Origin of the sequence: Collinsella ihumii (assembly GCF_900046475.1) — a bacterium.
Taxonomy (GTDB): domain Bacteria; phylum Actinomycetota; class Coriobacteriia; order Coriobacteriales; family Coriobacteriaceae; genus Collinsella; species Collinsella ihumii.
The window spans coordinates 195530-221220 of sequence record NZ_FCOU01000003.1; the positions used below are offsets into that span (position 1 = coordinate 195530).

The following is a 25691-nucleotide window of genomic DNA, read 5'->3' on the forward strand; positions in this document are numbered from 1 at the left end:
GTCACTTACTCCTTATCGGTCGTGGAGGCGGCGAAGGCATCGAGCAGGGCGTCGACAGCGTCAACGGACGTGTCGACCTCGTCGATGGAGGGAAGGTCGGTCAAAGCGTCGGCGTCGGCAGCGGCCTCGGTCGCCTTGGGCTCGGCCTCGTACACGTTGGTGTGCATCGGCTCGATGTCGAGCGCCAGCGAGCGGATCTCCTTGACCAGGACCTTGAACGACTCGGGGATGCCGGCAGACGGGACGTTCTCGCCCTTGACGATGGACTCGTAGGTCTTGACGCGGCCCACGGTGTCGTCGGACTTGACGGTGAGGATCTCCTGCAGCACGTTGGACGCGCCGTACGCGTACAGGGCCCACACCTCCATCTCGCCGAAGCGCTGGCCGCCGAACTGCGCCTTGCCGCCCAGCGGCTGCTGGGTCACGAGGCTGTAGGGGCCCGTCGAGCGCGCGTGGATCTTGTCGTCGACCATGTGGCCGAGCTTCAGGATGTAGGAGATGCCCACGGTGATCGGCTCGCGGAACTCCTCGCCGGAACGGCCGTCGTACAGCACGGTCTTGCCGCGCTCGTCGAGCTGCGTCACGAACTCGGGGCGCATGTGCTCGCCGTAGCGCTCGCGGGCGAGGTTGACCATGTTCTTGTTGGCGCGGCGGATGACCTCGGCGATCTCGTCCTCGGACGCGCCGTCGAAGACCGGGGTGGCCGTGAAGAACGGACCCGGCACGTAGGCGTCGGAATCGGCCGAATCGGGATCCCAGCCGCAGGCGGCGGCCCAGCCGAGGTGGCACTCGAGCAGCTGGCCGACGTTCATACGGGACGGGACGCCCAGCGGGTTCAAGATGACGTCGACCGGGGTGCCGTCGGCCATGTAGGGCATGTCCTCGACGGGCAGGACCTCGCAGATGACGCCCTTGTTGCCGTGGCGGCCGGCGATCTTGTCGCCCTGCTGGATCTTGCGGCGCTGCGCGACGTAGACGCGCACCTGCTCGTTGACGCCGGGGGCCAAATCGTCGCCGGCCTCGCGGCTGAAGCGGACGACGTCGATGACGCGGCCGTAGGAGCCGTGCGGCATCTTGAGGGAGGTGTCGCGAACGTCGTGGGCCTTCGCGCCGAAGATGGCGCGCAGCAGGCGCTCCTCGGCGGTCAGAGCGCTCTCGCCCTTGGGCGTGACCTTGCCGACCAGGATGTCGCCCGGGCCGACCTCGGCGCCGATGCGGATGATGCCGTCCTCGTCGAGGTTCGCGAGCATGTCCTCGGACAGGTTCGGGATCTCGCGGGTGATCTCCTCGGGGCCGAGCTTGGTGTCGCGGGCGTCGATCTCGTGGCGGGAGATGTTGATGGAGGTCAGCAGGTCCTCGGAGACCAGGCGCTCGGAGACGACGATGCCGTCCTCGTAGTTGAAGCCCTCCCACGGCATGTAGGCCACGACCAGGTTCTGGCCGAGCGCGAGCTCGCCGTGATCGGTCGAGGGGCCGTCGGCCAGCGGCTGGCCCTCGACGACCTCGTCGCCCACGCGCACGAGCGGGCGGTGGTTGATGCAGGTGGACTGGTTGGAGCGCTGGTACTTGGGCAGGTGGTACTCCTCCAGGCCCTCAGCGGACTTCACCGTGATCTTGGAGGCGTCGGCGAACACGACCTCGCCGGCGTGCTTGGCCAGCGTGACCTCGCCGGAGTCGATCGCGGCGCGGCGCTCCATGCCGGTGCCGACGTACGGGGCGATCGGGTGCAGCAGGGGCACGGCCTGGCGCTGCATGTTCGCGCCCATGAGGGTACGCTTGGCGTCGTCGTGCTCGAGGAACGGGATGAGGGTAGCTGCGACGGACAGCATCTGGCGCGGGGAGACGTCCATGTAGTCGATGTCGTCCACCGGCACGTCAGCCGGCGCGCCGAAGGAGCCGTCGAAGTCGCGCGTACGGGCGACGACGGAGTGCGGACGGACCACGTTGCCCTCGGCGTCGGTCGACACGAACTCGCGGGTGACCGGGTCGATCGGGGTGTTGGCCGGCGCGATGATGTGGTTCTCTTCCTCGTCGGCGGTCATCCAGTCGATCTGGTCGGTGACGCGGCCGTTCTCGACGCGACGGTACGGGGCCTCGATGAAGCCGTACTCGTTCACGCGGGCGTACAGCGCCAGCGAGCCGATCAGGCCGATGTTGGGGCCTTCGGGCGTCTCGATGGGGCACATACGGGAGTAGTGGGAGTTGTGGACGTCGCGCACGGCGGTGGGCACGTTCGTGCGGCGGCTGGAGCCCGACTTGTGGCCGGCGAGGCCGCCGGGGCCGAGGGCGGACAGGCGGCGCTTGTGGGTAAGACCGGTCAGCGGGTTCGCCTGGTCCATGAACTGGGACAGCTGCGAGGAGCCGAAGAACTCCTTGATGGCCGCCACGATCGGGCGGATGTTGATGAGCGACTGCGGGGTGATCTCGTCGATGTCCTGGGAGCTCATGCGCTCGCGGACGACGCGCTCCATGCGGCTCATGCCGATGCGGAACTGGTTGGCCACCAGCTCGCCCACCGTGCGGATGCGGCGGTTGCCGAAGTGGTCGATGTCGTCGGTCTTGAAGCCGTTCTCGCCCGCGGCGAGCGCCAGCAGGTAGCGAAGGGTGGCGACGATGTCCTCGTCGGTGAGGATGGCGACCTCTTCGGAGGTGGTGAGGCCGAGCTTCTTGTTGACCTTGTAGCGGCCCACGCGCGCCAGGTCGTAGCGCTGCGGGTTGAACAGCAGACCCTCGAGCAGGCTGCGGGAGGCGTCGACCGTGGGCGGCTCGCCCGGACGCAGGCGGCGGTAGATCTCGATGAGAGCGTCCTCGCGGGTCAGCGCGGTGTCGCGCTCGATGGTGCGCTTCACCACGTCGGAGTCGCCGAGCAGCTCGATGATCTCGTCGTTGGTGGGGGCGATGCCGAGGGCGCGCAGGAACATGGTCGCGGACTGCTTGCGCTTGCGGTCGATGGAGACCACGAGCTGGTCGCGCTTGTCGACCTCGAACTCAAGCCACGCGCCGCGCGCGGGGATGATCTGCGCCTTGTAGACCTGCTTGCCGCCGTCCATCTCGGAGGAGTAGTACACGCCGGGTGAACGCACGAGCTGGGAGACGACGATGCGCTCCGTGCCGTTGATGATGAAGGTGCCCTGGTCGGTCATCATGGGGAAGTCGCCCATGAACACGAGCTGCTCCTTGATCTCGCCGGTCTCCTTGTTGGTGAGACGGACGTCGGTCAGAAGCGGGGCCTGGTAGGTCATGTCCTTTTCGCGGCACTCCTCGACGGTGTGCGCGGGGTCGCCGAACTGGTGCTCGCCGAACGTCACCTCCAGAACGTGATTCTGGCTCTGGATGGGGCTGGATTCCTTGAACGCCTCTCGAAGGCCCTCGCCCATGAAGCGCTCGAAGGACTGCTTCTGAACGGAGATGAGGTTAGGCAGCTCCATCGCCTCGGGAATTTTCCCAAAATTGACGCGGGTGCGCTCTGTTGCCGTTACGGCCTGTGTAGACTTCTGCACCAGGTGTTTCCTCCTTCGCGGGAAAAACGGGTGGTCGGCATCCGTCCGTGCATACACGAAGACTTCTGCCAGTTATCGCAACCTATTAGTTTAGCAGGTGCCTTCCGTTCGGCAAGAAAAGTCTTGACTTACGGAAGTTTTTGGACTAGCTATTTTTTTCGTTCTTAAAGCCGCTGGTAAACCTCGTTATCACGAACATATGTTCATGAGTTTTCCGTGAACCGCCGCCCGATCTCTCGGATGCTGAGGGCACAGGGCCCCGTCCCGAAAAGTTCCAGCCCGAAGGAACAGGTTGGTGGGTATAAGCCGCACAAAGAGGCGCGAGGAAGGCGGCACCGATGTTCAGCCCATTCAAAGATGCCCACGGACGGCCGAAGACGCTTGCCGAGGTGACCTACGCGGATCTCGACCAGCTGCGCGAGCTCGAGGAGGGCTACGCGCTCGAGTTCAAGCGGAGCCTCTCCCCCACCGTGCTGAAGAAGCTGCCCAAGATCATCGCCTCGTTCGCCAACTCCGCAGGCGGCTGGCTCGTCATCGGCATCGCCGACGACGACAAGAGCACGTGCCCCTTGCCGCGCCTCTCGGCGGACTACAGCCAGATCATCGGCGAATCCTGCCGCCGTCACATCACGCCCGCGCCGCGCATCGACGTGCGCTTCGTGACCGACCCCGCCGCGCCCGACGAGGGCGTCGTCATCGTGCAGGTGCTCGAAGGCGACTTCCCGCCGTATGTGGCCGATGGCGTCGTGGACGTGCGCGAGGGCTCGACCTCGGGGCCCGCGGCGAGCTCGGCGCTCGTCGAGCTGTACGGCAAGGCGACGCGAAGGCGCCTAGAGGTCCGGGAGTTCTGCCGCCGCACGGTGTTCTACACGGCAGAGGACATGCCGCTGTTCAACCTGTACGTGTTCCGCATGGGAAGCCGGGCCGCAGACGCCCCGTCGCGCGACGAGCTCAACGAGCACGCCGCCTGCATGCGGACCGCCTTCAAGCGGCAGGGGCTCGCCTGCCGCGTCCACCACGCGCACGACTCCCTCATCTTCAGCGTCCCCACGCGCGACGATCCGCGCACCCCGCACTCGGCCATCGAGCTGTTCGGCGACGAGTCCATCAAGCTCTCGGTGCCGGCGGTGCTGGTCGGAGGCGACGAGTACGAGCACGCGCTCGCGCGGCTCAACCTCACGCGCCACGAGCGGGCGGGAGGGCAGGCGCCCCTGCGCATCATGAGCGCGAGCGACACCCTCGCCCGCGTGACCCGCATGGCGTCGATCCTCGACCGCTACGTCCGCGCGCGCGGACTCGCCTGGCAGCAGTTCGCCGTGGCCTACGAGCTCGAGAACCTCGCCGGCGTGGTGCTGTGGAGCGAAGAGCCGCTCTACCTCGAGTACGTCGACGAGCGCGGGCCGCTGTACTGCGCCACCACCGACTGCCTGTCGCGCGTGCGCTACCTCGACGACGGGGCGCACAACTCGTTTAGGGCTCGACAGTTCGCCGGCAGCCATTTCTTCGAGGCCTGCGGCCTGCCCCTCGGCTCGCCCGACGCGCGGGACAACCAGCTCGTCGACGCCCTCTTGCGCAGTTAGGGAAACGCCGATCGATTGCTTTCGCGGAGCACGCCACAGTGCCGACCGGCGCGGAATGAATTGGTCGGTGTTTCCCAAAAAGACGGGGTCCGGCGCTTCCCGAGAAGCACCGGACCCCGTCCCCTCAAGCACCAGCCCGAAATATCGGTTGGCGGAAGGCCGTTTATGCCTCCTGCTTGTAGAAGCTCTTTAAGGCGCCGAAGATGACCGCGGCGAGAGCGGCGCCCACGAGCGGCGCGAAGATGAACACCCAGACCTGGTCGAGCGCCACGGCGTTGCCCTCGAAGGCCATGACGAGCGCAGGACCGAAGCTGCGCGCCGGGTTGACGGACGTGCCGGTCAGAGGAATGCCCATGATGTGCACGAACGCGAGCGTCAGGCCGATCACCAGGCCGGCGAAATGCCCGGTCTTGCCGTCGGCGGTCACGCCGAGGATGGTAAGCACGAACACCATCGTGAGGATGACCTCGACGAGGACGGCGCCGAACATCGAGATGCCGGTCGAGGAGGCCTCGCCGTAGCCGTTGCAGCCAAGGCCGGTCGCGGCGACGCCGCCGAGGTCGGCACAGTTGTTGATCACGAGCATGAGCACGAGCGCGGCGACGATCGCGCCGATGAACTGGGCGATCCAATAGCCGAACAGGTCCTTCAGGGAGATGCGCTTGTCAACGAACAGGCCGAAGGTCACCGCAGGGTTGATATGGCAGCCGGACACGTTGCCGATGGCGAACGCCATGGCGACGATCGACAGGCCGAACGCGAACGCGATGCCGAGGTTGCCGAGCACCGAGCCGGCGACCGCCGCGCTGCCGCAGCCGAAGAACGTGAGCACGAAGGTGCCGAGCGCCTCGGCGCCATACTTCTTGATCGAATTGCTATCCACTGGAAACCCTCCTTCAGATGCGCCGCCCCCTGCGGCGCAAACGTGCGGTAGTTAACCAGCGGCGAAGGTTTCAGACAAGGCCTTTCGGCCCTCTTCAAGGAGATGTTGAAGGCATGGACCTGCAGACGGGCCCGCTTCGCGCAGAAAAAGACCCGACGGCCATCGCCGCCGGGTCCATACCGATCGAATGCTTGCCGCCGCGTTAGCGCTTGAGGCCGCCGCGCTCGTCGATGGCCTCCCAGAAGGCGTCGCGGAACCGCGGGTCCTCGGCGGCCATCAGGGCGTTCGTGGCCATCCAGCCGCTCGGCGTGCCGGTGTCGTAGCCGGACAGCGGGTCGATGACCACGGCGTACATGGCCTCGCGCTCGAGGCTGCGCGCCATGGCGTCGGTGAGCTGGATCTCTCCGCCCTTGCCCGGCTCCTGGTCGCCCAAAAGGTCCATGACCAGAGGACTCAGCAGGTAGCGGCCTACGATGTAGAGGTTGGAGGGGGCGTCCTCGGGAGCGGGCTTCTCCACCAGGCCGGAGACGCGCCACACGGCACCGGGCTCGTCGTCGGCCGGCTCGCCGCTGCCCGGGACCGTGCCCACGCGCTCGCCGGCGATCACGCCGTAGCGGCTGACCTCCTCGGGCGAGCAGGGGGCGACGGCGATCACGGAGGCGCCGGCGTGGGCCTGCGAGACGGCCATCATCTTGGTGCAGATATCGCGCGAGGGCACGACGTAGTCGCCCAGCAGCACCAGGAAGCTCTCGCCGGCGACGGCGTCGGCGGCGGAGCGGATGGCGTGGCCGAGGCCGCGGGGCTCGTACTGATAGCGGAAGTCGACCGGCATGCTGCCGGCAGCGGCGACGGCGTCGGCGTAGGCCGCCTTGCCGCGCTCGCGCAGCAGGCCCTCGAGCGAGCGATCGGGCTGGAAGTAGCTCAGCAGCTCGGGCTTGCCCGGCGACGTGACGATGATGACGTCATCGACCTCCTCGGGAGCAAGCGCCTCCTCGACCACGTACTGTATGACCGGTTTGTCGAGCACCGGCAGCATCTCTTTGGGGGTGCACTTGGTCGAGGGCAGGAAGCGGGTGCCTAGACCAGCGGCAGGTATGATGGCCTTCATCTCAGAAATCTATTCCTTTCGCAAACGCGCATGCAAAGCAAGCGCATCTAAATAACAAGCGCATATCTCTGCGCTCGGGATACCTATTGAGCCAGCGTACCCCAAAGCGGCCGCTTATGGGGCAGAAGGGTGAAAATTGCGCCGGAAATGCGCAGATATAAAGCGTCCGTTACGTCCATTTCCATACCAGTGTAAACGAATGTAAAGCCCCCCTTACAGCATCTGATGGAACGAGGCGGCCATCGTCGCCATGGAGACGCGCCAGGCGCTCCCCTGCGGGTCGAGATTCCTCGAGCCGTCCTCCATGGTCTTGCCGCTCATGATGCCGCGATCGACGATCCAGCCCATGGCGGGACGCGCCCATTCCGACACGTTCTCCCAGCCGGGGATGGATGCCGCCTCATCGAGGTCGCTCGAGACGTCCAGCCCGGCGACCCGGGACGCGTAGTTGCACAGCATGACGGCGAGCTGCTCGCGCGTCACCGGCTCATTCGGACCAAACGTCGTGTACGCGCCGCTCTCGTCCCTATAGCCGTTGATGACGCCCGTGGCACGCGCCCACGCGATGGCGGGGGCGTAGTACGCGTCTTCGTCCACGTCGTCGAACGGGTCGGCTGCAACCGTCGGTTCACCCGCCATGCGGTGCAAGATCACCGCGACCTGCCCGCGCGTGATGGGGTCGTAGGTGCCGAACAGGTCGGAATCGGTGTATCCGGACATCAGCCCATGGTCGACGGCGTATTCGAACAGGCCACCCTGGGTGTACCACTCGCCCTCGCGGATGTCTGAGAACCCGTAGTAGCCCTGATCCGGCTCGGGGTCCGGCTCAGGCTCGGGCTCGACGTAGCGCGTGATGCCGTACATGAACCCGCGGGAAAGCTCGCCGAACGAGATGACGCGCCCCCAGTGGATAGATGCGTTGTAGTTGCCCTCGGCGACAACGACGCCCCCGTCGCGCACCTCGAGCACCACGACCGTGTGCGTGTCGTAATTGACGCGCAGGATGTCTCCGACCCGAACCTGGGAGAGGTCCTCGTACGTCGTGCCGGGATTGGACCCGAAGGCCGCGTCGCTCAGGATGAGCGCGAACGCGTGGCAGCCATAGCCCGCCTGGTAGAGTGCCGGGCTGAGATAGTAGTCGTCATTCGTCCATCGCATGCCCTCCGGGTACTGGGCGCGCAGCGCGACGATGCGCTCATAGGCCTCCTGCTCGCTGACGGAGGCGCCCTGCGCCGCATATGCCGGCTGGGCCCCGATCGCGAGCGCTGCGGGCATGCCCATCACCAGCGCCAGCGCCGCCATGAGCGCCAACGCGAAGCGCCGCGCGCGTCCGGAGATTTCCGACAGTCGTTGCATCCCGATCACCCTGTCCCCTTGGCAATAGAACTTCAGACTCGAATCGCCTCGACTATCGCACAGCCGCGGGACGCCCGATGCGGCCCTTAGGCGAGCGAGGGCCATGGTCCGGCAACCGTCAAGAAGCCGCCGGGGCGCTGCCGGGGCGCGAGGACAGACCCGGAAAGGCGACGATGGACAGCTGCGCGCCCGCAGGCACTCCCCCGCAGGCGCGCAGCCGCCCCTCACCACCCCCGAAAAGGGATGTATACGAGTTTGTCATTGTTTTTTGGTGCCATCTCGCCACATGCGCCGCACCCGTTTGCATTTCCGCAGGATTCAACTGGGGAAATGCTGAGGGGTGCAGCGCGTGTGCAGAAAGGGCGCTCAAAAACAATGACGAACTCAACCTATGACCCTTATAGGTTTTATTTTGAGCAGATTTTTATGCAGTTTCTTGATGAGAATATACAATTTGCACTATAAGGGTGCTCAGGCCGGCGAATCGCTCGGCTCAGGCCCCGCTCATCCGCACAACAAAAGGCCCGGACGATCCGGGCCTTTTCGACGATATGCACATCGCCGCGCTATCAGATGAAGGCAGATGACGCAAAAGGGCGCCCGCCCGCGGAAAGGAAAGCGAAGACGGACGGGCGCCGTGCCATACAACCTGTTAGCCGACGAGCTCCTTGACGACGGCAAGCAGGTTCTCCACCTCGTCGATCTTGGTGCAACCGGTCTGCTTGTCGATGATCGAGCTGTAGACGTGCGGGATGATCTTGGGCACGCCCGCGTCGAGGATGATCTGCATGATCTCGCGGAAGTTCTCGGGCGTGATGCCGCCAGTCGGCTCCAGGCAGAAATCCGCCTCGGCGCATGCCTCGGACACGGCCTTGAGCTCATCGGCGCACTTGAGACCACCCATCGGGAAGAACTTGATGGAGTTGCCGCCCATCTCCTTGATGATGGCGATGGCGGTCTTCACGGGGATGTCGGCGGGCTCGGCGCACTCGCGCGACAGCGGGCCGGTGGACACGCGCACCAGGCCCGGCGTGCCGGACGGAGCGACCATCGCGTTGATGTGGCAGTCATCGTTGCCCACGTTGGCGCGCGTCCAGCCCACGGCGCAGAACGCCTGGTTGAAATGGTGCGCCTTGACCGTCTTGGCGACCTCCGCCACGGCGCGCCACTGGTTGGGGTTGCCGCCGCCCAGGCCCACGGACAGGTTGCCCTCCAGCACGTCCATGTAGCGCTCCATGTCCTCGACCGCGCTCGGGACATCCGGATAATCGGCGGTCAGGACGCCGACCTCGACGTGCTTCTCGGCCGCCTCGTAGATCTCGCGCGCGTTGTCCAGGCTACCGGCCAGGACGTTCAAGCACACACGGTCGTTGTAGTAGTTGATTCCAGTTGCCATGTTGCTCTATGCCTCCATAATCTTCTTTAGCTTCTCGACGATAAGCTCCTTGTCGCCCTCGACGAGCGGGCGAGGATCGAAATCGATCTTCCCGAGGTTCAAGAACTCGGTGCGCGCCCAAACGGTCGGATCGCCGTCAAGAAGCGCGTCGTTGACGGCAGTCATGGTCTTGCCCTGGGCGGCGTGAGCCGATGCGTCCAGCGTCACGCGGCAGCGCCAGATGGCACGGCCCGCCTCATCTTGGATGACCTCCGCGTTGAGGCCGTCGATGGCGCCCACGTGCTCGGCGAGCCAGGTGGCGCACTCGAGGTTGTGGCGCGCCTGCGCCTCATGGTCGCGCTCGTCGTACTGGTCGAGCGCCGCCAACAGGCCCATGATCTGCTCCTTGCCCACCTTCATTGCGCGACCGATGCCGTGGTACTGCTTGCGCACGGCGTCGATGATGTCGGCGCGGCCGCACACGAAGCCGGACGTCGTGGCCTCCAGCGCCTTCGCGCCGCTGTAGCACACCAGGTCGGCACCGAGGGCGATGTATTTGCGGAAGTCCTCTTCTGCCGCACAGTCCATCATGAACGGGAGCCCGTGCCGATGCGCGATGTCGCGCATGGTCTCGATGTCTACCATGCCCTTCTGCACGCAGTGATGGCTCTTCACGTAGAACAGGGCCACCGTCTTATCGGTGATGGCCTCCTCGATATCGGCGGGAACCACCTCGTTGGCACAACCGACCTCGACCGGCACGCCTCCGCCAAGACGGATCATGGTCGGCATGGGGGCGCCATACTCCACCGAATGGCCCTTTTGGATGATGATCTCGTTGGGCAGACCGTGCGCGTCGGGCAGGCGCACGACATCGCTCCACCTACCATGCGTCACGAGCGCGGCAACCGACAGGGCGATGGCCGCGGACGCGCACGACGTGGGGCAAGCGTCCTCGGCACCGGTATGCTGGGCAATCAGCTCACCGGCGCGCTTCATGAGGTCGTCGATGACCACGTAGGACTGCCCGCCCGCCACCGCTGCGGCCGCCACGCGGTCGCTGATGGTCGAAACGCCGAGCTTGGTCATACGGCCGCTTGCGTTAATCACGCGCGGCAGGCCTATCTCCGTGTAAACGCTCATTGGCTCTCCTTCGTGCGCGCCCGGATGAACCGGGCGCGCGTTATCGACATAGTGGTGAAAGTCACCGGGCAGGCGCGCTCGCCTACTGAATGAAGATCGCGCCCAGGATCATGGCGCCCAGGATTGCGCCGCCGGTCATCTCCTTGCCCCACTTGTAGAAGATGGCGGAGCCGATGATGGCGCCGATACCTGCGTAGACGTTGTAGGTGGTGGCGCAGATGACGATCATGGGGGCAAGATAGCGACCGGAAGCGTTGCCGGCGCCCATCATGATGCCCGTGCCGCCCACGGCGACGCCGGAGGGAACCAGCTTGCGGATGATGATGATCACCGCGCCGATTACCAGACCCACGATGGCACCGAAGATGAGGGCCACGAAGAAGTTGGACAGCGGGAAATCCCAGCCCATGGAAAGCAGCAGGCCCGGGATGCCAATGCCCACGCCGGTCATGAGGGAACCACCGATATCGAGCAGGCCCACAAGCGGACCCTCGAGGATGCGTGCGATCAGGAAGCCGGCGGCGAAGCCTGCTGCCGCGCTGAAGTCGCCCGTCTCCAGGCCGCCCTGGAGCATGGCCACGATGGACACCTCGTTGAACGCTCCCGTACCGTGGCTGATGTAGAGATACGTGCCGGCGAAGATGGACGCGGCGGCACCCATCACGAGCAGGATGAAGGTCCAGTCCTTCATCAGGAGCTCGTTGAGCTTATCCATAAAGGACATCTTTTCGTTTTCCATAAAGCACACCCCTTACGCTGCCGCGACGAAGAACTGGTCGAAGAACCCGCGGAAGTACGCGATGGCCACGAACATGATGATGACGATGGCGATGAGGAGGCGCACCACGTTGGACTTGTAGCCGTGCTCCTCAGCGGACTTGCCGACCAGGATGCCGAGCACCAGGCCGGGCAGAGCGTTACCGGTCACCAAAGCGGAAATGCCGCCCAGGACCGTGGCCCACATGCCGCACATCTTGCCGCCGTCGATGGCCGCCAGCCAGAAGATGGCGGGCATGACCGGGTTGATGAGGTAGGTGGTGGCGGGGACCAGGACCTCGGAAGCGATGGTGGAGAGCTTCTCCGGGATGATCGCGGAGAGCGTGTTGAGGAAGGCCACCACCACGGCGCCCACGCCGGCGCCCGCAAAGAGCATCTTCGCCGGGTTCTGCAGGGTCTCCTCGACCTTCTTGTTACCCATCAGCAGGATGCCCGCAGCCCAGTTGGGGATGATGCGGTGGAACACGTCCTGGGTGAGCGAACCGGCTGCCACCGCGGAGGCCGCGGAGGAGAACAGGAAGCCCAGGCCGAACGAGAAGTGCGAGATGGGGTCTCCGCCGCAGGCGTTGAGCTCGCCCAGGGTCCTGAACGAACCCATGGCCTGCACTTCGGGAGCGCGGAACATGCGCGCGGCACCCGCCGCGAGGCAGCCGCCTCCGATGGCACCAATGATGAGCGAATAGATAAGAACCTCGATCATCTGTTTTCCCTTTCGTTGATGTTCAGGTACTTGACGTCCACGACGATTCGCGCCGTCACCTCATAGGTGCGCTTCTGGCGGGGCCAGAAGAACAGCATGAAGTGCTCGGTGGTCTCCTCCACATCGACCTGGTCGAAGTAGACCTCCTTGGCCTCCATGTGGATGATCGGCTGCGTGATCTCCTGGAAGATCTGCTTGCGCATGCGCTGGAACAGCTTCCCGGTCAAATCCTGCAGCGACTCGCCGCGGGCCGTGACGGTCATCGTGTGTTCCTTTTGCTCCAGGAGCTGCACGTCCGAACCGTCGGCGGCGATAGGGGCGGTCTCGCTACTCATCGCCGTGCGCTTCGCGGTAGGCCTGCACCAGGCGCTCGCCCAGCTCCTCGGTATCGAGGAAGCCGAGGCCGACGACCTTGCAGCCCTCCTTGACGGCCGTGTACGCGGCGTCCACGCTGCGAAGCTCATAGCGCGCCGGGTACCCATACTTGGTCTGAGCAGTGAGCGCCCCCGCGCCGCCGCTTCCGCACTGGCTCACGCCGAGATCGGCGTCCATCTCCTTCATGACGTCACCGAGCTTCATGTCGGCAGCCATGCCGGGAATGACATAGGCCTTGCCGCCGGCCTTCTCGACGCCGCGCGCGATAGCGTCGCCCTTGCCCAGGCGATGCCCGATTACCACCAAGATCTCTTTACTCATTGCTCCAGTCCTTCCTTTTCCTTGGCCATTGCCACATCGAGGTGCGTCGCGAGCATAAGCACCTCAGTCTTGTCGGGCTCTTGGCCCGCTTTCGAAAACGCGTCCGCCATGAGATCCGAGGCCATCTCGCGCGCTCGGTCGGAAAGCTCGGCGAAGAGCTCCTCGTCCATCGCGGGCACGTATTCACCTGTTTCGATTCGCTTGAGCAGGCACATCACGTGGTTCGAGAACATGAGGTCGGCGTTGTCGTCCATGTGCACGCCCAATCCGTCGTAGCGACGGGAAATGTCCTCGTACGCGGCGCACAGCGCGTCATCCACGTCGGCGAGGTTGGGGCAGCGATTCTTAAGCTCGGTTAAGGACAGCACTGCTATCACCCCTGCTGTAGATCGTCGTGTGGACCGTGAGGCGCTTGCTCAGGGTCACGCTCTCGCCCATCGCGTCCTGGACCGACTCATCGCAGTCGTCGAGGCTGACGATGTTGAAGTCTGCGACCATGCCGGCCGCGATCTCGCCCAGGCCCGTCAAGCCGAAGTAACGCGCAGGAACGCTGGTGCACTTGCTGACCGCGTCCTCGAAGGACTCGCCGCACGCGATGAGCTTGGACAGCGTCGTCGCCATGTCGAATACCGGGCCGCCCCAGTTCTCCACGTGCAGGTCGCTCGAGATGGAATCGCAGTCAAAGCCCGCGTCCATGGCACGCTGGAATGTCTTGAAGGCGAAACTCGCCACGCCGTGGCCCACATCGAAACGCACCCCGCGCTGGCGACCCTTGACGGCCTGCTCGATGATGGAGCCGTCCTCGTTGAGGATGCCGCCCGGCTTGCCGTGGTAGGCGTGGGTGATGATGTCGCCGGTATCCAGCAGGTCGATGACCTCGCCGAGCGCCGGCGGATAGTTGCCCACGTGCACCATGAGGGGACGGCCGAGCTCATGCGCGGTGCGCGCGGCGATGGCGATGGGCTCCAGGCCCTGATCGCCCACGACGCTTGCGCTCGCACGGGCCTTCAGGCCCACGATGTTGTCGGGATGGGCCAGCACGCACGCCTTCGCGGATTCCACGTCGACCTTTGCCGGATCGTCCAGCTCATGGCCGCGCAGCAGGCCCTCGCGGGAGATGTTCAGCAGCGTGAACACCTTGGTCTGCGCGGTGTCGATGTAGTTGGCGCGAAAGTCGTCGTATGTGTCAGCGCCGCTGCTTCCGGCATCGACGATCGTGGTCGCGCCACGATCGAGCCCCAGCACATCGGGGGCAAGACCCAAAAACGCCTTGGGGTAGCAGTGCGTGTGGATATCGATGAATCCAGGGGTGACGAAGCGGCCTTCCGCATCGATGATCTCGCCTTGCGGCTCGATCTCGGTGCCCACTTCAGCGATGCGCCCGTCTTTGACGAGAATGTCGCCGAACTCGCCGTGCAGACCGGTGCACGGCGACAGCAATCGACCGTTTCTGATGGTCAAGAGCTTCATGTACCACGCTCCTTATCTCACTCGCAGCATGTTCCTTCCGTACGCATCGATGCGCCCGACAGACAGTCCGACTCGCAACCAGGCGCGCATATATATCGGCACAGTCGTTCTGTCTATATCAGGACGGTCCTTATATTATCCCGATACAATTTCTTGGCTATATCGATTCTGTTAATCGGTAGTTTCGGGACGCTGAACGGTTTATTACCTTGCCTAGGGTGCTTTTCGCTAAAATTGGTCCATACCGTTTGCTATAAAAGACTGGGCCTGGAGGATAAGGGTGTACAAATATGAGGAGATCGCCGAGGACATCGAGAACGCGATACGCGAGGGCGCCCTCAAAGCCTATGATCAGCTCCCGACTGTCAAAGAGCTCTGCGAGACCTATAACGTCAGCAAAAGCACCATTACCCAGGTAATTAATGAACTCTCTGCGCGCGGACTCATTGCACGGCGCCGCGGATCGGGCATGTTCGTGAAGAGCTTCGCCAACGAGGCCGATGACTACTGGAGCAAGTACAACCAGATCATCAACTACACCGAGGAGACCGCGCGCAGCGAAGCGGACCAACCCATCACCATCGAGGTCTATGACTTCACCGTCGTGCAGCCGGAAGCAGCCGTGTGCCAGGCGCTCGACCTCGATCGCAAGAGCTTCACGTATTTCGTTACGCGCGGTCGCAAGACCGAGACGGGAACGTTTCTCATCGAGTACATCTATGTCCCGCTGGAGCTCGCCGCGGGCTTCAAATACGACCACGCCAACGGGGCCATCCACACCTTCATCGAAGACAATCTCGGGCTGAAAATCGGAAGCATCCACCGCGCCATCCGCGCGGTCATGCCCACCACCGAGGAACGGGCCCGCCTGCAAATCGCGTATGGCACGCCGCTGCTCGAGATCGAGCAGGTGGGCTTTCTTGCCGACGGCAGGCCATTCGAATACATCCTGTCGCACTACCGTGGCGACCGATACGAATTCCGAACGGTCGACAACCTGTAAGAGGGCCCGCGGGAGAATCGGGCGGAGAGGCGCCAGGGCGTCCAGAGCCTCACGATGCCGCGCAGCCGCCCGCGGCGCACGCGCCTACACGTGCACGTTTCCGCTGCCGATGCCCATGACCGGCTCGTCGAGCGGCAGCCAGTCCACCACCCGCTCGATGGCGCGGTTCCAGTATTCCCAGGTATGGCCGCCGGCGGCCTCCTCGTAGGTCACCGAGAACCCTTGTGCGTCCAGCTCGCGGGCCACATCCCGGTTCGCGGCGAGCAGCGAGTCCTCCGTCCCGCACGACACGTAGATCCGCGGAAGCGGCCCGCCCGATGCGACCAGCCGACCCGCAAGCCACAGCGGGTCGCGATCGCTGCCCGCGACGGCATCCGGATCGCCGTAGACCGCCTTCGCGAACCTGCGGGACTGGAAGAACGTCGAGGTGTCGTCGGTCCGCTCGGATACCCCGTCGACGAGCAGCGCGCCCGACATCGAGGCGATGGCGCCGAACGTATCCGCGTATTTGAGCCCGTTGCGGAGCGCACCGTAGCCTCCCATGGAGAGCCCGCCGATAAAGGTGTCCTCGCGGCGACGGGACAGGGGGAACATCGCGCGCGTGAGGGCGACGAGCTCCTCGCCGATAAAGCGGCCGTAGTAGTCGTGGGCCGCGGGCTGGTCGAGGTAGAACATGTTGTCGCCCGAGGGCATGACGACGGCCAGGTCGCGCTCCTCGGCCCAGCGCTGAATGCAGGTGCCGCTTACCCAGTCCGTATAGTTGCCGAAGATGCCGTGCAGCAGATAGAGCGTCTTGAACCCGCCCGTGGGCTCGTTGGGCATGTAGCGGGCGCCGTCCTCCTCGGCGCGAACCGCCTCGACCTGCTTGTCCACAGGAAGAATCACGTTTATCGGCACCGTTCTCATGAGCATGGACGAGAAGCAGTTTACGGTGATCAGCGCCATGGGTACCCCTTTGGATGAGGCGCGACCCATCTCAGATGGTCGCGCAAAACCCCTCGGCCCCGCACGGTGGGGAAACCTCACCGCAAAACAGCAGGAACGAGGGGGTTGCTATTTCTTGAACATGAATTTGGTATCAAATCGGGAAGTACAGATGGAAAACGGCCATATCCGACAAGCCTGTGGACTGCGGTTTCTTTGCCAGACCGATTCCGGAGACCCCGGAAGGGGCCTTCGACCCGCCTCAAAGCAGCCCTTCTTGCACGCGAGTTGATACCAAATTCAAAACAGGGCGTCTCCGCACCTTGATAAAATCTTTTACCTCTGCGGTTCTGCACGCGGGCGGATACAGCGGCCTCCCCACGCGTTCCGGACGCCCCGCACGGCCAAGACCGGTGAGAAATCGCTGCCCTACTGCACCGACGCCAGCAGCGAGCGGATCGACTCCATCTGCTCGGGCGTCGCCTGGACGGCCGGCTCGTTGATCTTGGTGGAGATCGGAAGGCCCTTGATGTTCACCGCGGCCTTGATCGCCGAGATGAACAGGTCGCACGTGTCGTACACCGCCATGAGCTGCGAGATGCGCTCGGCGCACGAAACCGCGGTCGCGAAGTCGCCGCCCTGATAGGCGGCATGCATCTTGGCGAACAGCTCGGGCTCGACGTTGGTGAGACCGCACAGGACGCCGTTGCCGCCGGACACGCGGTTGACGAGGTAGTACTCATCGAAACCGGACAGCACGGAGAACTCCGGGTTCACCTTGCGCACCTCGGCGATCACCTTGCGGGTATGGCTGATGGTGTCGACCGTGTCCTTGATGCCGCAGATGTTCTTGTGCTCGCGCGCCAGGTTGGCCACAAGATCAGGGGTGAGATCCGAACCCGTGCGGGCGGGGAAGTTGTACAGGATGACGGGCAGCTCGGTCGCCTCGGCGATGGCGCCGAAATAGGCCTTCGCGGTCGGCGCGGACGGCCCGAAGTAGTACGGGGAGACCGCCACGACGCCATCGGCCGCGACCTGCTCGGCGAACTTCGTGAACTCGATCACGTTGGCGAGCATGGTGTCGCCCACACCTGCCAGCACCTTCATGCGGCCCGCGACGCGCTCGACCGCAAACGCCAGCGCCGCCTTCTTGTCCTCCAGCGAGAAGCTGAAGAACTCGCCGATGCTGCCGAACAGCAGCACGCCGTCGATCCCGGCATCGGCCAGATGGTCGAGATGCTTGCCCCACAGCTCGTAATCGATCTTGCCCTCATCGTCGGTGATGGTGATCGACGGGCAGTAGATACCTTCAAACATGGTTGACGCTCCTCTCGGGGCACAGCCCCGCCTATCAAGGGATACCAGTGCGAGGCTCAGACGGCCCCACGCATTCCGTGCGCCCTACAGCGTAAGACCGTAGGCGCGCACGGCGTTGTTCATAAAGAAGCCCTCGTCGTCGCCGAACGCATCGCGCAGGAGGCCGAAGTGCTCCTCGAAGGAGGAGTACATCTCCACGACCGGCCAGTTGGACGCATAGAGCAGCCTGTCGGCGCCAAACGTCTCGCGCACGAACGCAAGCAGTTCGGACACGAAGCCGCGATCGGAAGTGGGGTAGCCCGAAACCTTGACGTACAGGTTGGGCAGGTCGGCGAACTTCCTCATGACCGCGCACCACGGCTCGTCGAGCGCCTCGACATTGCCCAGATGGTTGAGGATCACCGTCTCCTCGGGCACTTGGGCGAACGCCTCGTAGGCGTCCTCGAGCTCGGACACGCGGTTGCACGACTCGAAGGGTATGCCGGCCGCGGCGAGCGCGCGCAGGCCGTCGATAAACGACTGCTCCAGGCAGCGGCCACGGAGCTCGCTATCGATATGCAGTGGCTCGCGGATGCCCGTCGCATGCAGCGGCACGCGCATGCTGGGGCTCACCGTGCTACGCAGCATGGCCGCGCGGATCTTCTCATGCCGAACCATGAGATCGTAGACGATCCGGTCCTCCGCGACGGGGTCGGCGCAATCCACCTCGACGTACACGCCGCCCGCGAACTCGACGCCCGGGAGCTCGCCGTAGAGCGCCTCCAGGTCATCGAACGTGTAGGTACGCGTGATGCTGCCATCGGTGCCCTCGAGCCAAGGAAGGCTTTGCGTCTCGAGGTCCCACACATGGAAGTGGGAATCGATGACCTTCAGATCGGCCATGGGCCCTCCCCCTTACGCCAGCGAGCGGTCAAGGTTGACGTAGCCGCCGTCGACGTTCAGCCATTGGCCCGTGGTGTGCGAGGAGCGGTCGGACAGCAGGAAGCACGTCGTGTCGGCGATCTCCTCGACCGTCGTCATGCGATGGCCCAGCGGGATCTTGTCGGTGATGAGGCTCAGGCGGGCCTGCTGGGCCTCCTCGTCGCCAAAGGACTTGATCCACTTGGCATACAGCGGGGTCCATGCCTCGGCGACCACGATGGCGTTCACGCGGACCTCGTCGGCGACGAGGGCGGCGGCCCATTCGCGCGTGAGGCCAAGGATCGCGCCCTTGGCGGCGGCATAGGCGGACGTCTTGCCCTGGCCGGTCAGCGCGACCTTGGACGAGATGTTCACGACGGAGCCCTTGGACTCCTTCAGATACGGCACCGCCTGGTGGACGAGCTCGAAGTAGTGCGTCAGGTTGTTGTGCAGCGACGCCTCGAATTCCTGCCAGCTCGTGGACTCCAGATCGAGGTTGTCGTTGCGTCCGGCGTTGTTCACGATGCCGTCGATGTGGCCGTACTTCCTGTAGACGTCCTCGACGATGGGCTTGAGCTCATCGGTGTCGTTCAGGTCGATGTAGTGGATGTCGTACTCGTCGGTGATCTCGGAGATCTCCTTGATGAACTCGTCCTCGACACCGTCTTTGCGGTTCAGCACGACCGGGATGGCGCCCTCGCGCGCGAGCTGGAAGACGATTCCCTTGCCGATGCCCTTGAAGCCGCCGGTGACGATGACGACCTTTCCCTTGAGATGCAGATCCATGGGTTTGCTCCTTATCTCCGTGCGCGCCCGGCGCGCCCGCTTACATGTAGTTGCACAGGTGCGGCAGCGCCGTCTCGGTGTAGCCGAGCGCCTCCGCACGGGTCGGCCTGCCGTTGCAGACGTCGATGATCTGGTCGATCAGCCGGTCGCGCAGCTCGATCATGGACTCGGGGCCGTAGATGGTCGCCGAGGCGTCGAAATCGATGTTGTCCGCCATGGTCTGCGCGGTGTTGCGGTTTGCGGTCAGGCGCAGCACGGGCGCCACCGCGTTGCCCGTCGGCGTGCCGAGACCCGTGGAGAAGACCACGAGCTGGCACCCGCCGGCGATGATACCCCCCACCGAGGACGCGTCGTTGCCCGGCGTGTCCATGATGACCAGGCCCTCCCCCGCCTTGAGCGGGGCCGCGTACGGGTAGACCGCGGAGATGTCGCTGTGACCGCCCTTGTGGATGCAGCCGAGCGACTTCTCCTCGAGCGTCGTGAGGCCGCCGGCGATATTGCCGGGGCTGGGGTTGCCCTCGCGCATCTCGGCGCCGAACATCTGCACGTACTTCTCGTAGTCGGACACGATCTTGAGCGTCTGCTCGGCGACCTCGGGCGTCTTGCCGCGGCGCGCCAGGATGTGCTCGCCGCCGAAGAGCTCGGGCGTCTCGCACAGCACGGAGGTCGCCCCCTGGGCGACCATCCAGTCCGAGACCTCTCCGATCAGCGGGTTGGCACCCAGGCCGCTCGACGTGTCGGAGCCTCCGCAGTTGGTGCCGAAGATCAGCTCGGAGACGGGGCATTCGACGCGCCGCTCCAGCGACGCCTCGTCGGCGAGCTCGCGCGCGATGCGCGTGCCCTCCTCGACGGCCTTGATGGAGCCGCCGACCTGTTGGATGACAAGCGTCCTGACCGGTTTGTCCGTGCGCTCGCGGATGGCGTCCACGACCAGGTCGTTCTGGCAGCCCTCGCACCCCAGCGACACCGCGAGCACCGAGGCGATATTGGGGTTGGAGGCGAGCCCCGCCATGGTGTCGATCGTCATCTGCTGATCGCGCGCGACCTGCGAGCAGCCGTTTTGGTTGTGGAACGTGACGCAGCCGTCGACCGCGCGCGCGATGCGCTCGGTGGTGTCGGAGGCGCAGATGCTCGTGGGGAGGATGAGCACGTGGTTGCGGATGCCCACGCGGCCGTCGCTGCGGCGATAGCCCCAAAAGGTGCGCGTCGGCCCCGCCTCGACATGCCGCTCGGCGACGCGCGAGGTGTCCTGCCTGGCGGCATCGGCGTCTTTGAGCTCGTCGGAGCTCGCACAATTGTGCACGTGCACGTGCTCGCCCGCCTTGATGTCCGATGTCGCGACGCCGATGTACTCGCCGTACTTCACCACGGTCTGCCCCTTGGCGATATCGCAGCGCGCGATCTTGTGGAACAGCGGGATGTCCTGCACCGCCGTCACCGCCCCCTCGCTGCCGTCGGGCAGCGAGAAGACCGCGGTCTCGCCCGAGCTCAGCGGGTAGATGGCGACCACGACATTGTCCCTGGCATCGATAGCTACGGAGTTCCTCATACCGTTCCTCCCAGTTGATCGCCGAGCAAGACCGCTCGCTCGTGTTTCATGAAGACAGGCGGGTTGTGGTGTTTCTAATTGTTCCTATATAGGAACTCTGTTCTGTATTACAACTTCAGTATAGCCTCACGAAACGCGTTTTCAAGTGAGTTGGACCACGATTCCGAGGAGCAGACCATGGAGCAGGACGTCAAGCAGCATCGCGCGACCCAACGCGTCCTCGCCGTGCTGGAGCAGCTGACGGCGCACCCCGAGGGCCTCACGTTCACCGAGCTCTGCCACGCGCTCGATGCGCCCAAAAGCAGCCTCTCCCCCATCTTGCACACCATGGCGGGCAGCGGGTTCATCGCGCTCGACGAGCACGGGGCGCGCTACCGCGTGGGCATCAAGACCTATGTGGCGGGCAGGGCCTACGACCGCACCGATTCGGACATGCGCCTGCTCAGAGAGGTGGTCAGAGGCGTTGTCGACGCCTGCGACGAAACGGCGCAGGTCGGCATCCTCGATGGCGCGTCGGTGCTCTACATCCTGCGCATCGATTCCTCACAGCCCGTCCGCCTCAAATCCGAGGTGGGGACCCTGCCGGCGTACTGCACCGCGATCGGGAAGGCCCTGCTGAGCGAGAAGGCCCGTCCGGACCTGGAGGCGCTGCTCCCGCAGCGATTCGAGCGCTTCACGGATGCAACGCTTCGCTCTATCGACGAGCTTGAACCGGAGCTCGAGGCGATCCGTTGCACCGGGTTCGCCTACGATCGTCGCGAGACCGACGATGCGATCACCTGCGTGGCCACCCCCGTGCACGCGCGCGGCTCCGTGGGCTACGGCCTGGGGGTCTCCGTCCCCGCGTACCGGTTCACGCCCGAGAAGGAACTGCTCATCAAGCAGGCGCTGTCCTCTGCGCGCGCCGAGCTCGAGCGGGCGCTGTCGTAGGGATCCAGACCTGGAGAAGCTCTGACCGATCGCCCGCGCGCCACGCTGTCGCACCGATGCGGGCGTCTTGAGCCATAAAAAAACGGGGCCCGGTTGCCCGGACCCCGCATGCGTTCCGCTTATGCGGCGCGCGAAAGCAGACGAGTCGTCTGCAAGAAGTTACTTGATGGAGACGGCAGCGCCGGCAGCCTCGAGCTTCTCCTTGGCAGCGTCGGCGTCCTCCTTCTTGACACCCTCGAGAACGGCCTTGGGAGCGCCCTCGACGACCTCCTTGGCCTCCTTGAGGCCGAGGGAAGTGAGCTCGCGGACGACCTTGATGACCTGGATCTTGTTGTCGCCGAAGCCCTCGAGCACGACGTCAAACTCGGTCTTCTCCTCCTCCTCGGCGGCACCGCCAGCAGCGGGGGCGGCGACGACGGCGGCAGGAGCAGCGGCGGAAACGCCGAAGGTGTCCTCGATAGCCTTCACGAGCTCGGAAGCCTCGAGCAGGGTCATTTCCTTAAGGGCCTCGATGATCTCATCGGTGGTAAGCTTAGCCATTTTAAAAATCCTTTCGGTTTCCCTGCGTTTCGCAGGGAGATGTGTGCGATGGCGCTAAGCGCCGGGAACGGGTGCGGCTATGCGGCCGCCTGAAGACGAACCTGGAAACTAGGCTGCCTTCTGCTCGGAGACCTGCTGGATCGAGCGAGCAAGACCGCTGGAAACGCCGTTGACGCAAACAGCGATGTCGCGCGCGAAACCAGAGATGAGGCCGGCGATCTGACCCAGGAGCTGATCCTTGGTGGGCAGCTCGGCGATAGCGTTGACCTCCTCGGCGTTGACCGCCTTGCCCTCGGAGATACCGCCCTTGATCTCAAGGACGCCCTTGGACTTCGTGGCGAACGTCTTGAGGCACTTGGCGGCCTCGACGGGCTCGTTCTCATAGAACACGTAAGCGACCGGACCGACGAGGATATCGTCGATTGCGGGCTGCTCCTGGTTCTGGAGAGCGATGCGCACGAGGTTGTTCTTGTACACCTTCATCTCGGCACCGGTCTCGCGAAGCTGGTGACGCAGCTCCTGAGCCTGCTTAACGGTCATACCCTTGTAGTTGACAACGAACATGCCGTTGTTCTCCTGCAGACGAGACTCGATCTCTGCAACCATGTCGACTTTGTACTGCTGTGGCATTGTTACACCTCCTTCTCGCTTTTCTTAAGGCACGGACCCGTGCAGGACGTGACGGGGGCATGTCTTTAAGAAAAGAAAACCCCCGCGCTGTAGAGAGCGACGGGGGCGAGAAGACATATCTGCTCGACCACCTCGGCTGGCGGGTTACCCCATTGAGCTTTGGAGTCGCTGGGACTCCTTAGCACCGGCTGTCTCTGGCAGCGGATTCGTGCGTGAACCTGTTGTAGTATGCCGTGGCGCGCAGACCGCGTCAAGCGCGCGGTCTAAATTCACGTCCACGACACATGAGCCGTGCGCAGCCCGTGTACGACCGGTGCGTGGCCCGGTCGACGGGCTCCCTATCCCCGCAGCGAGGCGACAAAGCGCTCGAGCCTGCGCAGGCCCTCGTCGAGCGCGTCGTCCGCCACGCAGTAGGAAAGGCGCACGAAGCCCGCGCACCCGAAGCACTCGCCCGGCACGAGCCCCACGCCCGCCTCGACGATAGCGCGCTCGCAGAACTCCTCGGAGCCGAGCCCGGTCTGCGTCACGGGGATGAACGCGTAGAAGGCGCCGGCGGGCTTGACGGCCGGCGGCATGCCCATCTTGTCGAGCGCCTCCAGCACGCGGGTGCGGCGCGCGCGGTAGATATCGAGCATGGGGGTCGGGTCGACCTCGAGCGCACGCGCCGCCGCCGGCATGACGAAGGCGGGCACCGAGGACACCATATATTGGTGCGCCTTGGCGATCTCGGCGGCAATCGGAGCGGCCGCGCTCACCCAACCCAGGCGCCAGCCGGTCATCGCCCACGGCTTGGAGAAGCTGTCCACCACGACGGTGCGGTCCGCGAGCTCGGGGTGGCGCACGGCGAAGCGCTCGTAGGGCCCCTCGTACACCAGGCGGTTGTACACGTCGTCGCAGATCACGAAGATGCCGGCCTCCTCCGCCACGGCGGCGACCGCGTCGAGCGAGGCGGCATCGAGCAGGCAGCCGGTCGGGTTGTTGGGCGTGCAGATGATGATCGCCTTGGTCGCCGGCGTGACGAGCGCGCGCAGCTCGCCCTCGTCGATCTGGAACCCGGCCTCGACCGTGCTCATGAGCACCGGCGTGCCGCGGTTGATGTGCACCGCCGCCTCGTAGAGCGTGAAGGCCGGCACCGGAATGATGACCTCGTCGCCGGGGTCGAGCAGGGCGGCGAGCGTGGCCGAGATGGCCTCGGTGGCGCCGGCCGTCACGGTGACGGCCTCGGGGTCCGCGGGGATTCCCTGGCGCGCCATGTACGCGGCGATGGCGCGGCGCAGCTCCGGCGTGCCGCAGTTCGGCGGATAGTGCGTCTCCCCGCGCGCGAGGGCCGCCGCGACCTCCGCCGAGATCGCGGGCGGCGTATCGAAATCCGGCTCGCCGAGCGCCAGGGGGATGCAATCGGGCTGCTGGGCGGCAAGGGTGTTGATGCGGCGGATGCCGGACGGTTTGATCCGGGCGAACGCCGAGCTTGTTGACTTCATCATGGTGAGACCTTCCGTTATACGTGCTGTTCAGCATAGCACCCGATGGCCCACAGCCTCCCGCACGCGTGTTCTAAACATGGCTGCAATCTTTATCCTTAGCCCCCGCTAGACCTCGTGGATACGGGCCCCTCCGCGTTCATGAGATGGCGTGGAGCGGCGGGACGCTTCCGGTTCCGATGGGTTGAAACGAACCCGTCCCCAACCAACCCATAGAGGCCTGCTGCGGCCGATGCGCTACCATAGGTGCAGCATGCCGTGAAAGGAGGGGTGCGATGCGAGGGGCAAAACGCGATTCTTGTCGCGGCGAGCACGATGCAGCGAGCTTTGCGAACCCGCATGCGCAGCAAGTTCTGCGGCGGGCACGGCCCGTCGAGCTGCATGCCCCTGGCCGTATCGCGCTCATCGACACGAATCCGAATACCGCCGATCCGGCAGCTCAAGCTGTGTTCGACGATTTTTCCGACGCGCTGACCGCCTACGCACGGTCCTCGAGCAGCTCGGTGCCCGACATGGTCCGTTTCGCCTGCAACAAACAGGTCGAGGTTGCTCGCGACGATTCCGATGAACCGAAAGGTTTCGATGCGGCAGTCATCGCCGTATCCCTACCAGCCGATGCGTCGTCCGCCCATCACGTCGACATGCTTGAGCGCGCGTGGCGTGCGTGCACCTTGGAACAGCATGCGCGCGTGTACGCTATCGCCATGACCGACGCCTACGCGCCCGACGCGGCGCGCGACGCGCTGCTCGACCTTGAGACATATTGCGACAGGGGGTACGCGATCTGGTGCGGAGGCATCGCGCTCGGCGCGGGGAACCTGATCGTCCGCACGCGTACGAGTCCTCGCATGGGAACGCTGCGCCGCACGCGCTCGCAGGCGATCGACAGGCTTATCGCCGCAGTCCGCCTTGGCACCAACGTCGACCAGGCGCTTGAGCTCGCCGGCGGCTCGGGCGACCCATCCACCCCCGACATCCTCACCGTGTCCTGCCCCCTCCCCCGCTTCCTCTACCGCCACATAGCGAAGGCATGACCGCAAGGG

24 protein-coding genes are annotated in these 25691 nt (G+C 64.8%); 4 read left to right on the forward strand and 20 right to left on the reverse strand.

Annotated elements, in window-relative coordinates; translation table 11 throughout:
- Positions 1-5: 5 nt before the first annotated feature.
- Positions 6-3500, reverse strand: coding sequence for a DNA-directed RNA polymerase subunit beta (rpoB, locus tag BN3789_RS02140; protein WP_066829384.1), 3495 nt, complete (start codon positions 3498-3500; stop codon positions 6-8).
- Positions 3501-3838: 338 nt separating this feature from the next.
- Between rpoB and BN3789_RS02145 the strand changes: the two genes are divergently transcribed.
- Entirely contained in the window at positions 3839-5080 is a 1242-nt protein-coding gene (locus BN3789_RS02145; RefSeq protein ID WP_066829387.1) for an AlbA family DNA-binding domain-containing protein, read from the forward strand.
- Between the two features lie 163 nt (positions 5081-5243).
- Here the strand turns inward: BN3789_RS02145 and BN3789_RS02150 are convergent, their stop codons facing one another.
- The 11 genes from BN3789_RS02150 to BN3789_RS02200 form a co-directional block, all read right to left on the reverse strand.
- On the reverse strand, positions 5244-5963 hold the full coding sequence (locus BN3789_RS02150) for an MIP family channel protein (protein ID WP_079989025.1): 720 nt from the start codon (positions 5961-5963) through the stop codon (positions 5244-5246).
- 202 nt (positions 5964-6165) lie between these two features.
- Entirely contained in the window at positions 6166-7071 is a 906-nt protein-coding gene (locus tag BN3789_RS02155; RefSeq protein ID WP_066829390.1) for a UTP--glucose-1-phosphate uridylyltransferase, read from the reverse strand.
- A gap of 213 nt (positions 7072-7284) precedes the next feature.
- Positions 7285-8427 (reverse strand): S-layer homology domain-containing protein, encoded by a 1143-nt coding sequence (locus BN3789_RS02160; protein ID WP_229254166.1) that lies wholly within the window; start codon positions 8425-8427, stop codon positions 7285-7287.
- Positions 8428-9079: 652 nt separating this feature from the next.
- On the reverse strand, positions 9080-9823 hold the full coding sequence (gene dagF / locus BN3789_RS02165) for a 2-dehydro-3-deoxy-phosphogluconate aldolase (RefSeq protein WP_066829395.1): 744 nt from the start codon (positions 9821-9823) through the stop codon (positions 9080-9082).
- A 6-nt stretch (positions 9824-9829) separates the two neighbouring features.
- Positions 9830-10945, reverse strand: coding sequence for a DgaE family pyridoxal phosphate-dependent ammonia lyase (locus BN3789_RS02170; protein WP_066829398.1), 1116 nt, complete (start codon positions 10943-10945; stop codon positions 9830-9832).
- An 82-nt stretch (positions 10946-11027) separates the two neighbouring features.
- Entirely contained in the window at positions 11028-11684 is a 657-nt protein-coding gene (locus tag BN3789_RS02175) for a DUF4310 family protein (RefSeq protein ID WP_066829401.1), read from the reverse strand.
- Between the two features lie 12 nt (positions 11685-11696).
- On the reverse strand, positions 11697-12422 hold the full coding sequence (locus tag BN3789_RS02180; RefSeq protein ID WP_066829404.1) for a DUF4311 domain-containing protein: 726 nt from the start codon (positions 12420-12422) through the stop codon (positions 11697-11699).
- Complete coding sequence (locus BN3789_RS02185) at positions 12419-12757, reverse strand: DUF4312 family protein (RefSeq protein ID WP_079989027.1); 339 nt, start codon at positions 12755-12757, stop codon at positions 12419-12421. Before BN3789_RS02185 ends, BN3789_RS02180 begins: the two co-directional genes overlap by 4 nt.
- Positions 12750-13118 carry an SFCGS family glycine-rich protein gene (locus BN3789_RS02190; protein WP_066829410.1) on the reverse strand — a complete coding sequence of 123 codons (369 nt, stop codon included), beginning with the start codon at positions 13116-13118 and terminating at the stop codon, positions 12750-12752. The genes BN3789_RS02185 and BN3789_RS02190 overlap by 8 nt, the downstream gene beginning before the upstream one ends.
- On the reverse strand, positions 13115-13486 hold the full coding sequence (locus BN3789_RS02195; RefSeq protein WP_066829412.1) for a PRD domain-containing protein: 372 nt from the start codon (positions 13484-13486) through the stop codon (positions 13115-13117). Before BN3789_RS02195 ends, BN3789_RS02190 begins: the two co-directional genes overlap by 4 nt.
- Complete coding sequence (locus BN3789_RS02200; protein ID WP_066829414.1) at positions 13464-14588, reverse strand: amidohydrolase/deacetylase family metallohydrolase; 1125 nt, start codon at positions 14586-14588, stop codon at positions 13464-13466. Before BN3789_RS02200 ends, BN3789_RS02195 begins: the two co-directional genes overlap by 23 nt.
- Before the next feature lie 280 nt (positions 14589-14868).
- On the opposite strand from BN3789_RS02200, the gene BN3789_RS02205 reads away from it, so the two are divergent.
- On the forward strand, positions 14869-15591 hold the full coding sequence (locus BN3789_RS02205; RefSeq protein ID WP_066829416.1) for a GntR family transcriptional regulator: 723 nt from the start codon (positions 14869-14871) through the stop codon (positions 15589-15591).
- Positions 15592-15675: 84 nt separating this feature from the next.
- On the opposite strand, the gene BN3789_RS02210 is transcribed toward BN3789_RS02205, so the two are convergent.
- The 5 genes from BN3789_RS02210 to BN3789_RS02230 all read right to left on the reverse strand — a co-directional run bounded on the left by BN3789_RS02210 (position 15676) and on the right by BN3789_RS02230 (position 21067).
- Entirely contained in the window at positions 15676-16536 is an 861-nt protein-coding gene (locus BN3789_RS02210; RefSeq protein ID WP_066829418.1) for an alpha/beta hydrolase, read from the reverse strand.
- 408 nt (positions 16537-16944) lie between these two features.
- On the reverse strand, positions 16945-17832 hold the full coding sequence (locus tag BN3789_RS02215; protein WP_066829420.1) for a dihydrodipicolinate synthase family protein: 888 nt from the start codon (positions 17830-17832) through the stop codon (positions 16945-16947).
- Positions 17833-17916: 84 nt separating this feature from the next.
- Positions 17917-18714 carry an amidohydrolase family protein gene (locus BN3789_RS02220; protein WP_066829422.1) on the reverse strand — a complete coding sequence of 266 codons (798 nt, stop codon included), beginning with the start codon at positions 18712-18714 and terminating at the stop codon, positions 17917-17919.
- A gap of 12 nt (positions 18715-18726) precedes the next feature.
- Positions 18727-19518 carry an L-fucose dehydrogenase gene (locus BN3789_RS02225; RefSeq protein ID WP_066829425.1) on the reverse strand — a complete coding sequence of 264 codons (792 nt, stop codon included), beginning with the start codon at positions 19516-19518 and terminating at the stop codon, positions 18727-18729.
- Positions 19519-19558: 40 nt separating this feature from the next.
- Positions 19559-21067, reverse strand: a complete 1509-nt coding sequence (locus tag BN3789_RS02230; RefSeq protein WP_161938964.1) for a UxaA family hydrolase — start codon at positions 21065-21067, stop codon at positions 19559-19561.
- A gap of 177 nt (positions 21068-21244) precedes the next feature.
- Here BN3789_RS02230 and BN3789_RS02235 point away from each other — a divergent pair, with 177 nt between their 5' ends.
- Positions 21245-21997, forward strand: coding sequence for an IclR family transcriptional regulator (locus BN3789_RS02235; RefSeq protein ID WP_066829427.1), 753 nt, complete (start codon positions 21245-21247; stop codon positions 21995-21997).
- A gap of 159 nt (positions 21998-22156) precedes the next feature.
- On the opposite strand, the gene rplL is transcribed toward BN3789_RS02235, so the two are convergent.
- The 3 genes from rplL to BN3789_RS02250 form a co-directional block, all read right to left on the reverse strand.
- Entirely contained in the window at positions 22157-22537 is a 381-nt protein-coding gene (rplL, locus tag BN3789_RS02240) for a 50S ribosomal protein L7/L12 (RefSeq protein ID WP_066829429.1), read from the reverse strand.
- Between the two features lie 108 nt (positions 22538-22645).
- Positions 22646-23167 carry a 50S ribosomal protein L10 gene (gene rplJ / locus BN3789_RS02245; RefSeq protein ID WP_066829431.1) on the reverse strand — a complete coding sequence of 174 codons (522 nt, stop codon included), beginning with the start codon at positions 23165-23167 and terminating at the stop codon, positions 22646-22648.
- A gap of 338 nt (positions 23168-23505) precedes the next feature.
- Complete coding sequence (locus BN3789_RS02250) at positions 23506-24651, reverse strand: pyridoxal phosphate-dependent aminotransferase (protein WP_066829434.1); 1146 nt, start codon at positions 24649-24651, stop codon at positions 23506-23508.
- A gap of 272 nt (positions 24652-24923) precedes the next feature.
- Here BN3789_RS02250 and BN3789_RS02255 point away from each other — a divergent pair, with 272 nt between their 5' ends.
- Positions 24924-25682 carry a hypothetical protein gene (locus BN3789_RS02255; RefSeq protein ID WP_066829435.1) on the forward strand — a complete coding sequence of 253 codons (759 nt, stop codon included), beginning with the start codon at positions 24924-24926 and terminating at the stop codon, positions 25680-25682.
- Positions 25683-25691 lie beyond the last annotated feature (9 nt).

Excerpts from the sequence above, each read along its gene's own strand:
- BN3789_RS02145 (WP_066829387.1), top strand. The coding sequence starts at position 3,839 with ATGTTCAGCCCATTCAAAGATGCCCACGGACGGCCGAAGACGCTTGCC.
- BN3789_RS02155 (WP_066829390.1), bottom strand. The coding sequence starts at position 7,071 with ATGAAGGCCATCATACCTGCCGCTGGTCTAGGCACCCGCTTCCTGCCC.
- BN3789_RS02160 (WP_229254166.1), bottom strand. The coding sequence starts at position 8,427 with ATGCAACGACTGTCGGAAATCTCCGGACGCGCGCGGCGCTTCGCGTTG.
- dagF (WP_066829395.1), bottom strand. The coding sequence starts at position 9,823 with ATGGCAACTGGAATCAACTACTACAACGACCGTGTGTGCTTGAACGTC.
- BN3789_RS02170 (WP_066829398.1), bottom strand. The coding sequence starts at position 10,945 with ATGAGCGTTTACACGGAGATAGGCCTGCCGCGCGTGATTAACGCAAGC.
- BN3789_RS02175 (WP_066829401.1), bottom strand. The coding sequence starts at position 11,684 with ATGGAAAACGAAAAGATGTCCTTTATGGATAAGCTCAACGAGCTCCTG.
- BN3789_RS02180 (WP_066829404.1), bottom strand. The coding sequence starts at position 12,422 with ATGATCGAGGTTCTTATCTATTCGCTCATCATTGGTGCCATCGGAGGC.
- BN3789_RS02185 (WP_079989027.1), bottom strand. The coding sequence starts at position 12,757 with ATGAGTAGCGAGACCGCCCCTATCGCCGCCGACGGTTCGGACGTGCAG.
- BN3789_RS02190 (WP_066829410.1), bottom strand. The coding sequence starts at position 13,118 with ATGAGTAAAGAGATCTTGGTGGTAATCGGGCATCGCCTGGGCAAGGGC.
- BN3789_RS02200 (WP_066829414.1), bottom strand. The coding sequence starts at position 14,588 with ATGAAGCTCTTGACCATCAGAAACGGTCGATTGCTGTCGCCGTGCACC.
- BN3789_RS02210 (WP_066829418.1), bottom strand. The coding sequence starts at position 16,536 with ATGGCGCTGATCACCGTAAACTGCTTCTCGTCCATGCTCATGAGAACG.
- BN3789_RS02215 (WP_066829420.1), bottom strand. The coding sequence starts at position 17,832 with ATGTTTGAAGGTATCTACTGCCCGTCGATCACCATCACCGACGATGAG.
- BN3789_RS02220 (WP_066829422.1), bottom strand. The coding sequence starts at position 18,714 with ATGGCCGATCTGAAGGTCATCGATTCCCACTTCCATGTGTGGGACCTC.
- BN3789_RS02225 (WP_066829425.1), bottom strand. The coding sequence starts at position 19,518 with ATGGATCTGCATCTCAAGGGAAAGGTCGTCATCGTCACCGGCGGCTTC.
- BN3789_RS02230 (WP_161938964.1), bottom strand. The coding sequence starts at position 21,067 with ATGAGGAACTCCGTAGCTATCGATGCCAGGGACAATGTCGTGGTCGCC.
- BN3789_RS02235 (WP_066829427.1), top strand. The coding sequence starts at position 21,245 with ATGGAGCAGGACGTCAAGCAGCATCGCGCGACCCAACGCGTCCTCGCC.
- rplL (WP_066829429.1), bottom strand. The coding sequence starts at position 22,537 with ATGGCTAAGCTTACCACCGATGAGATCATCGAGGCCCTTAAGGAAATG.
- rplJ (WP_066829431.1), bottom strand. The coding sequence starts at position 23,167 with ATGCCACAGCAGTACAAAGTCGACATGGTTGCAGAGATCGAGTCTCGT.
- BN3789_RS02250 (WP_066829434.1), bottom strand. The coding sequence starts at position 24,651 with ATGATGAAGTCAACAAGCTCGGCGTTCGCCCGGATCAAACCGTCCGGC.
- BN3789_RS02255 (WP_066829435.1), top strand. The coding sequence starts at position 24,924 with ATGCGAGGGGCAAAACGCGATTCTTGTCGCGGCGAGCACGATGCAGCG.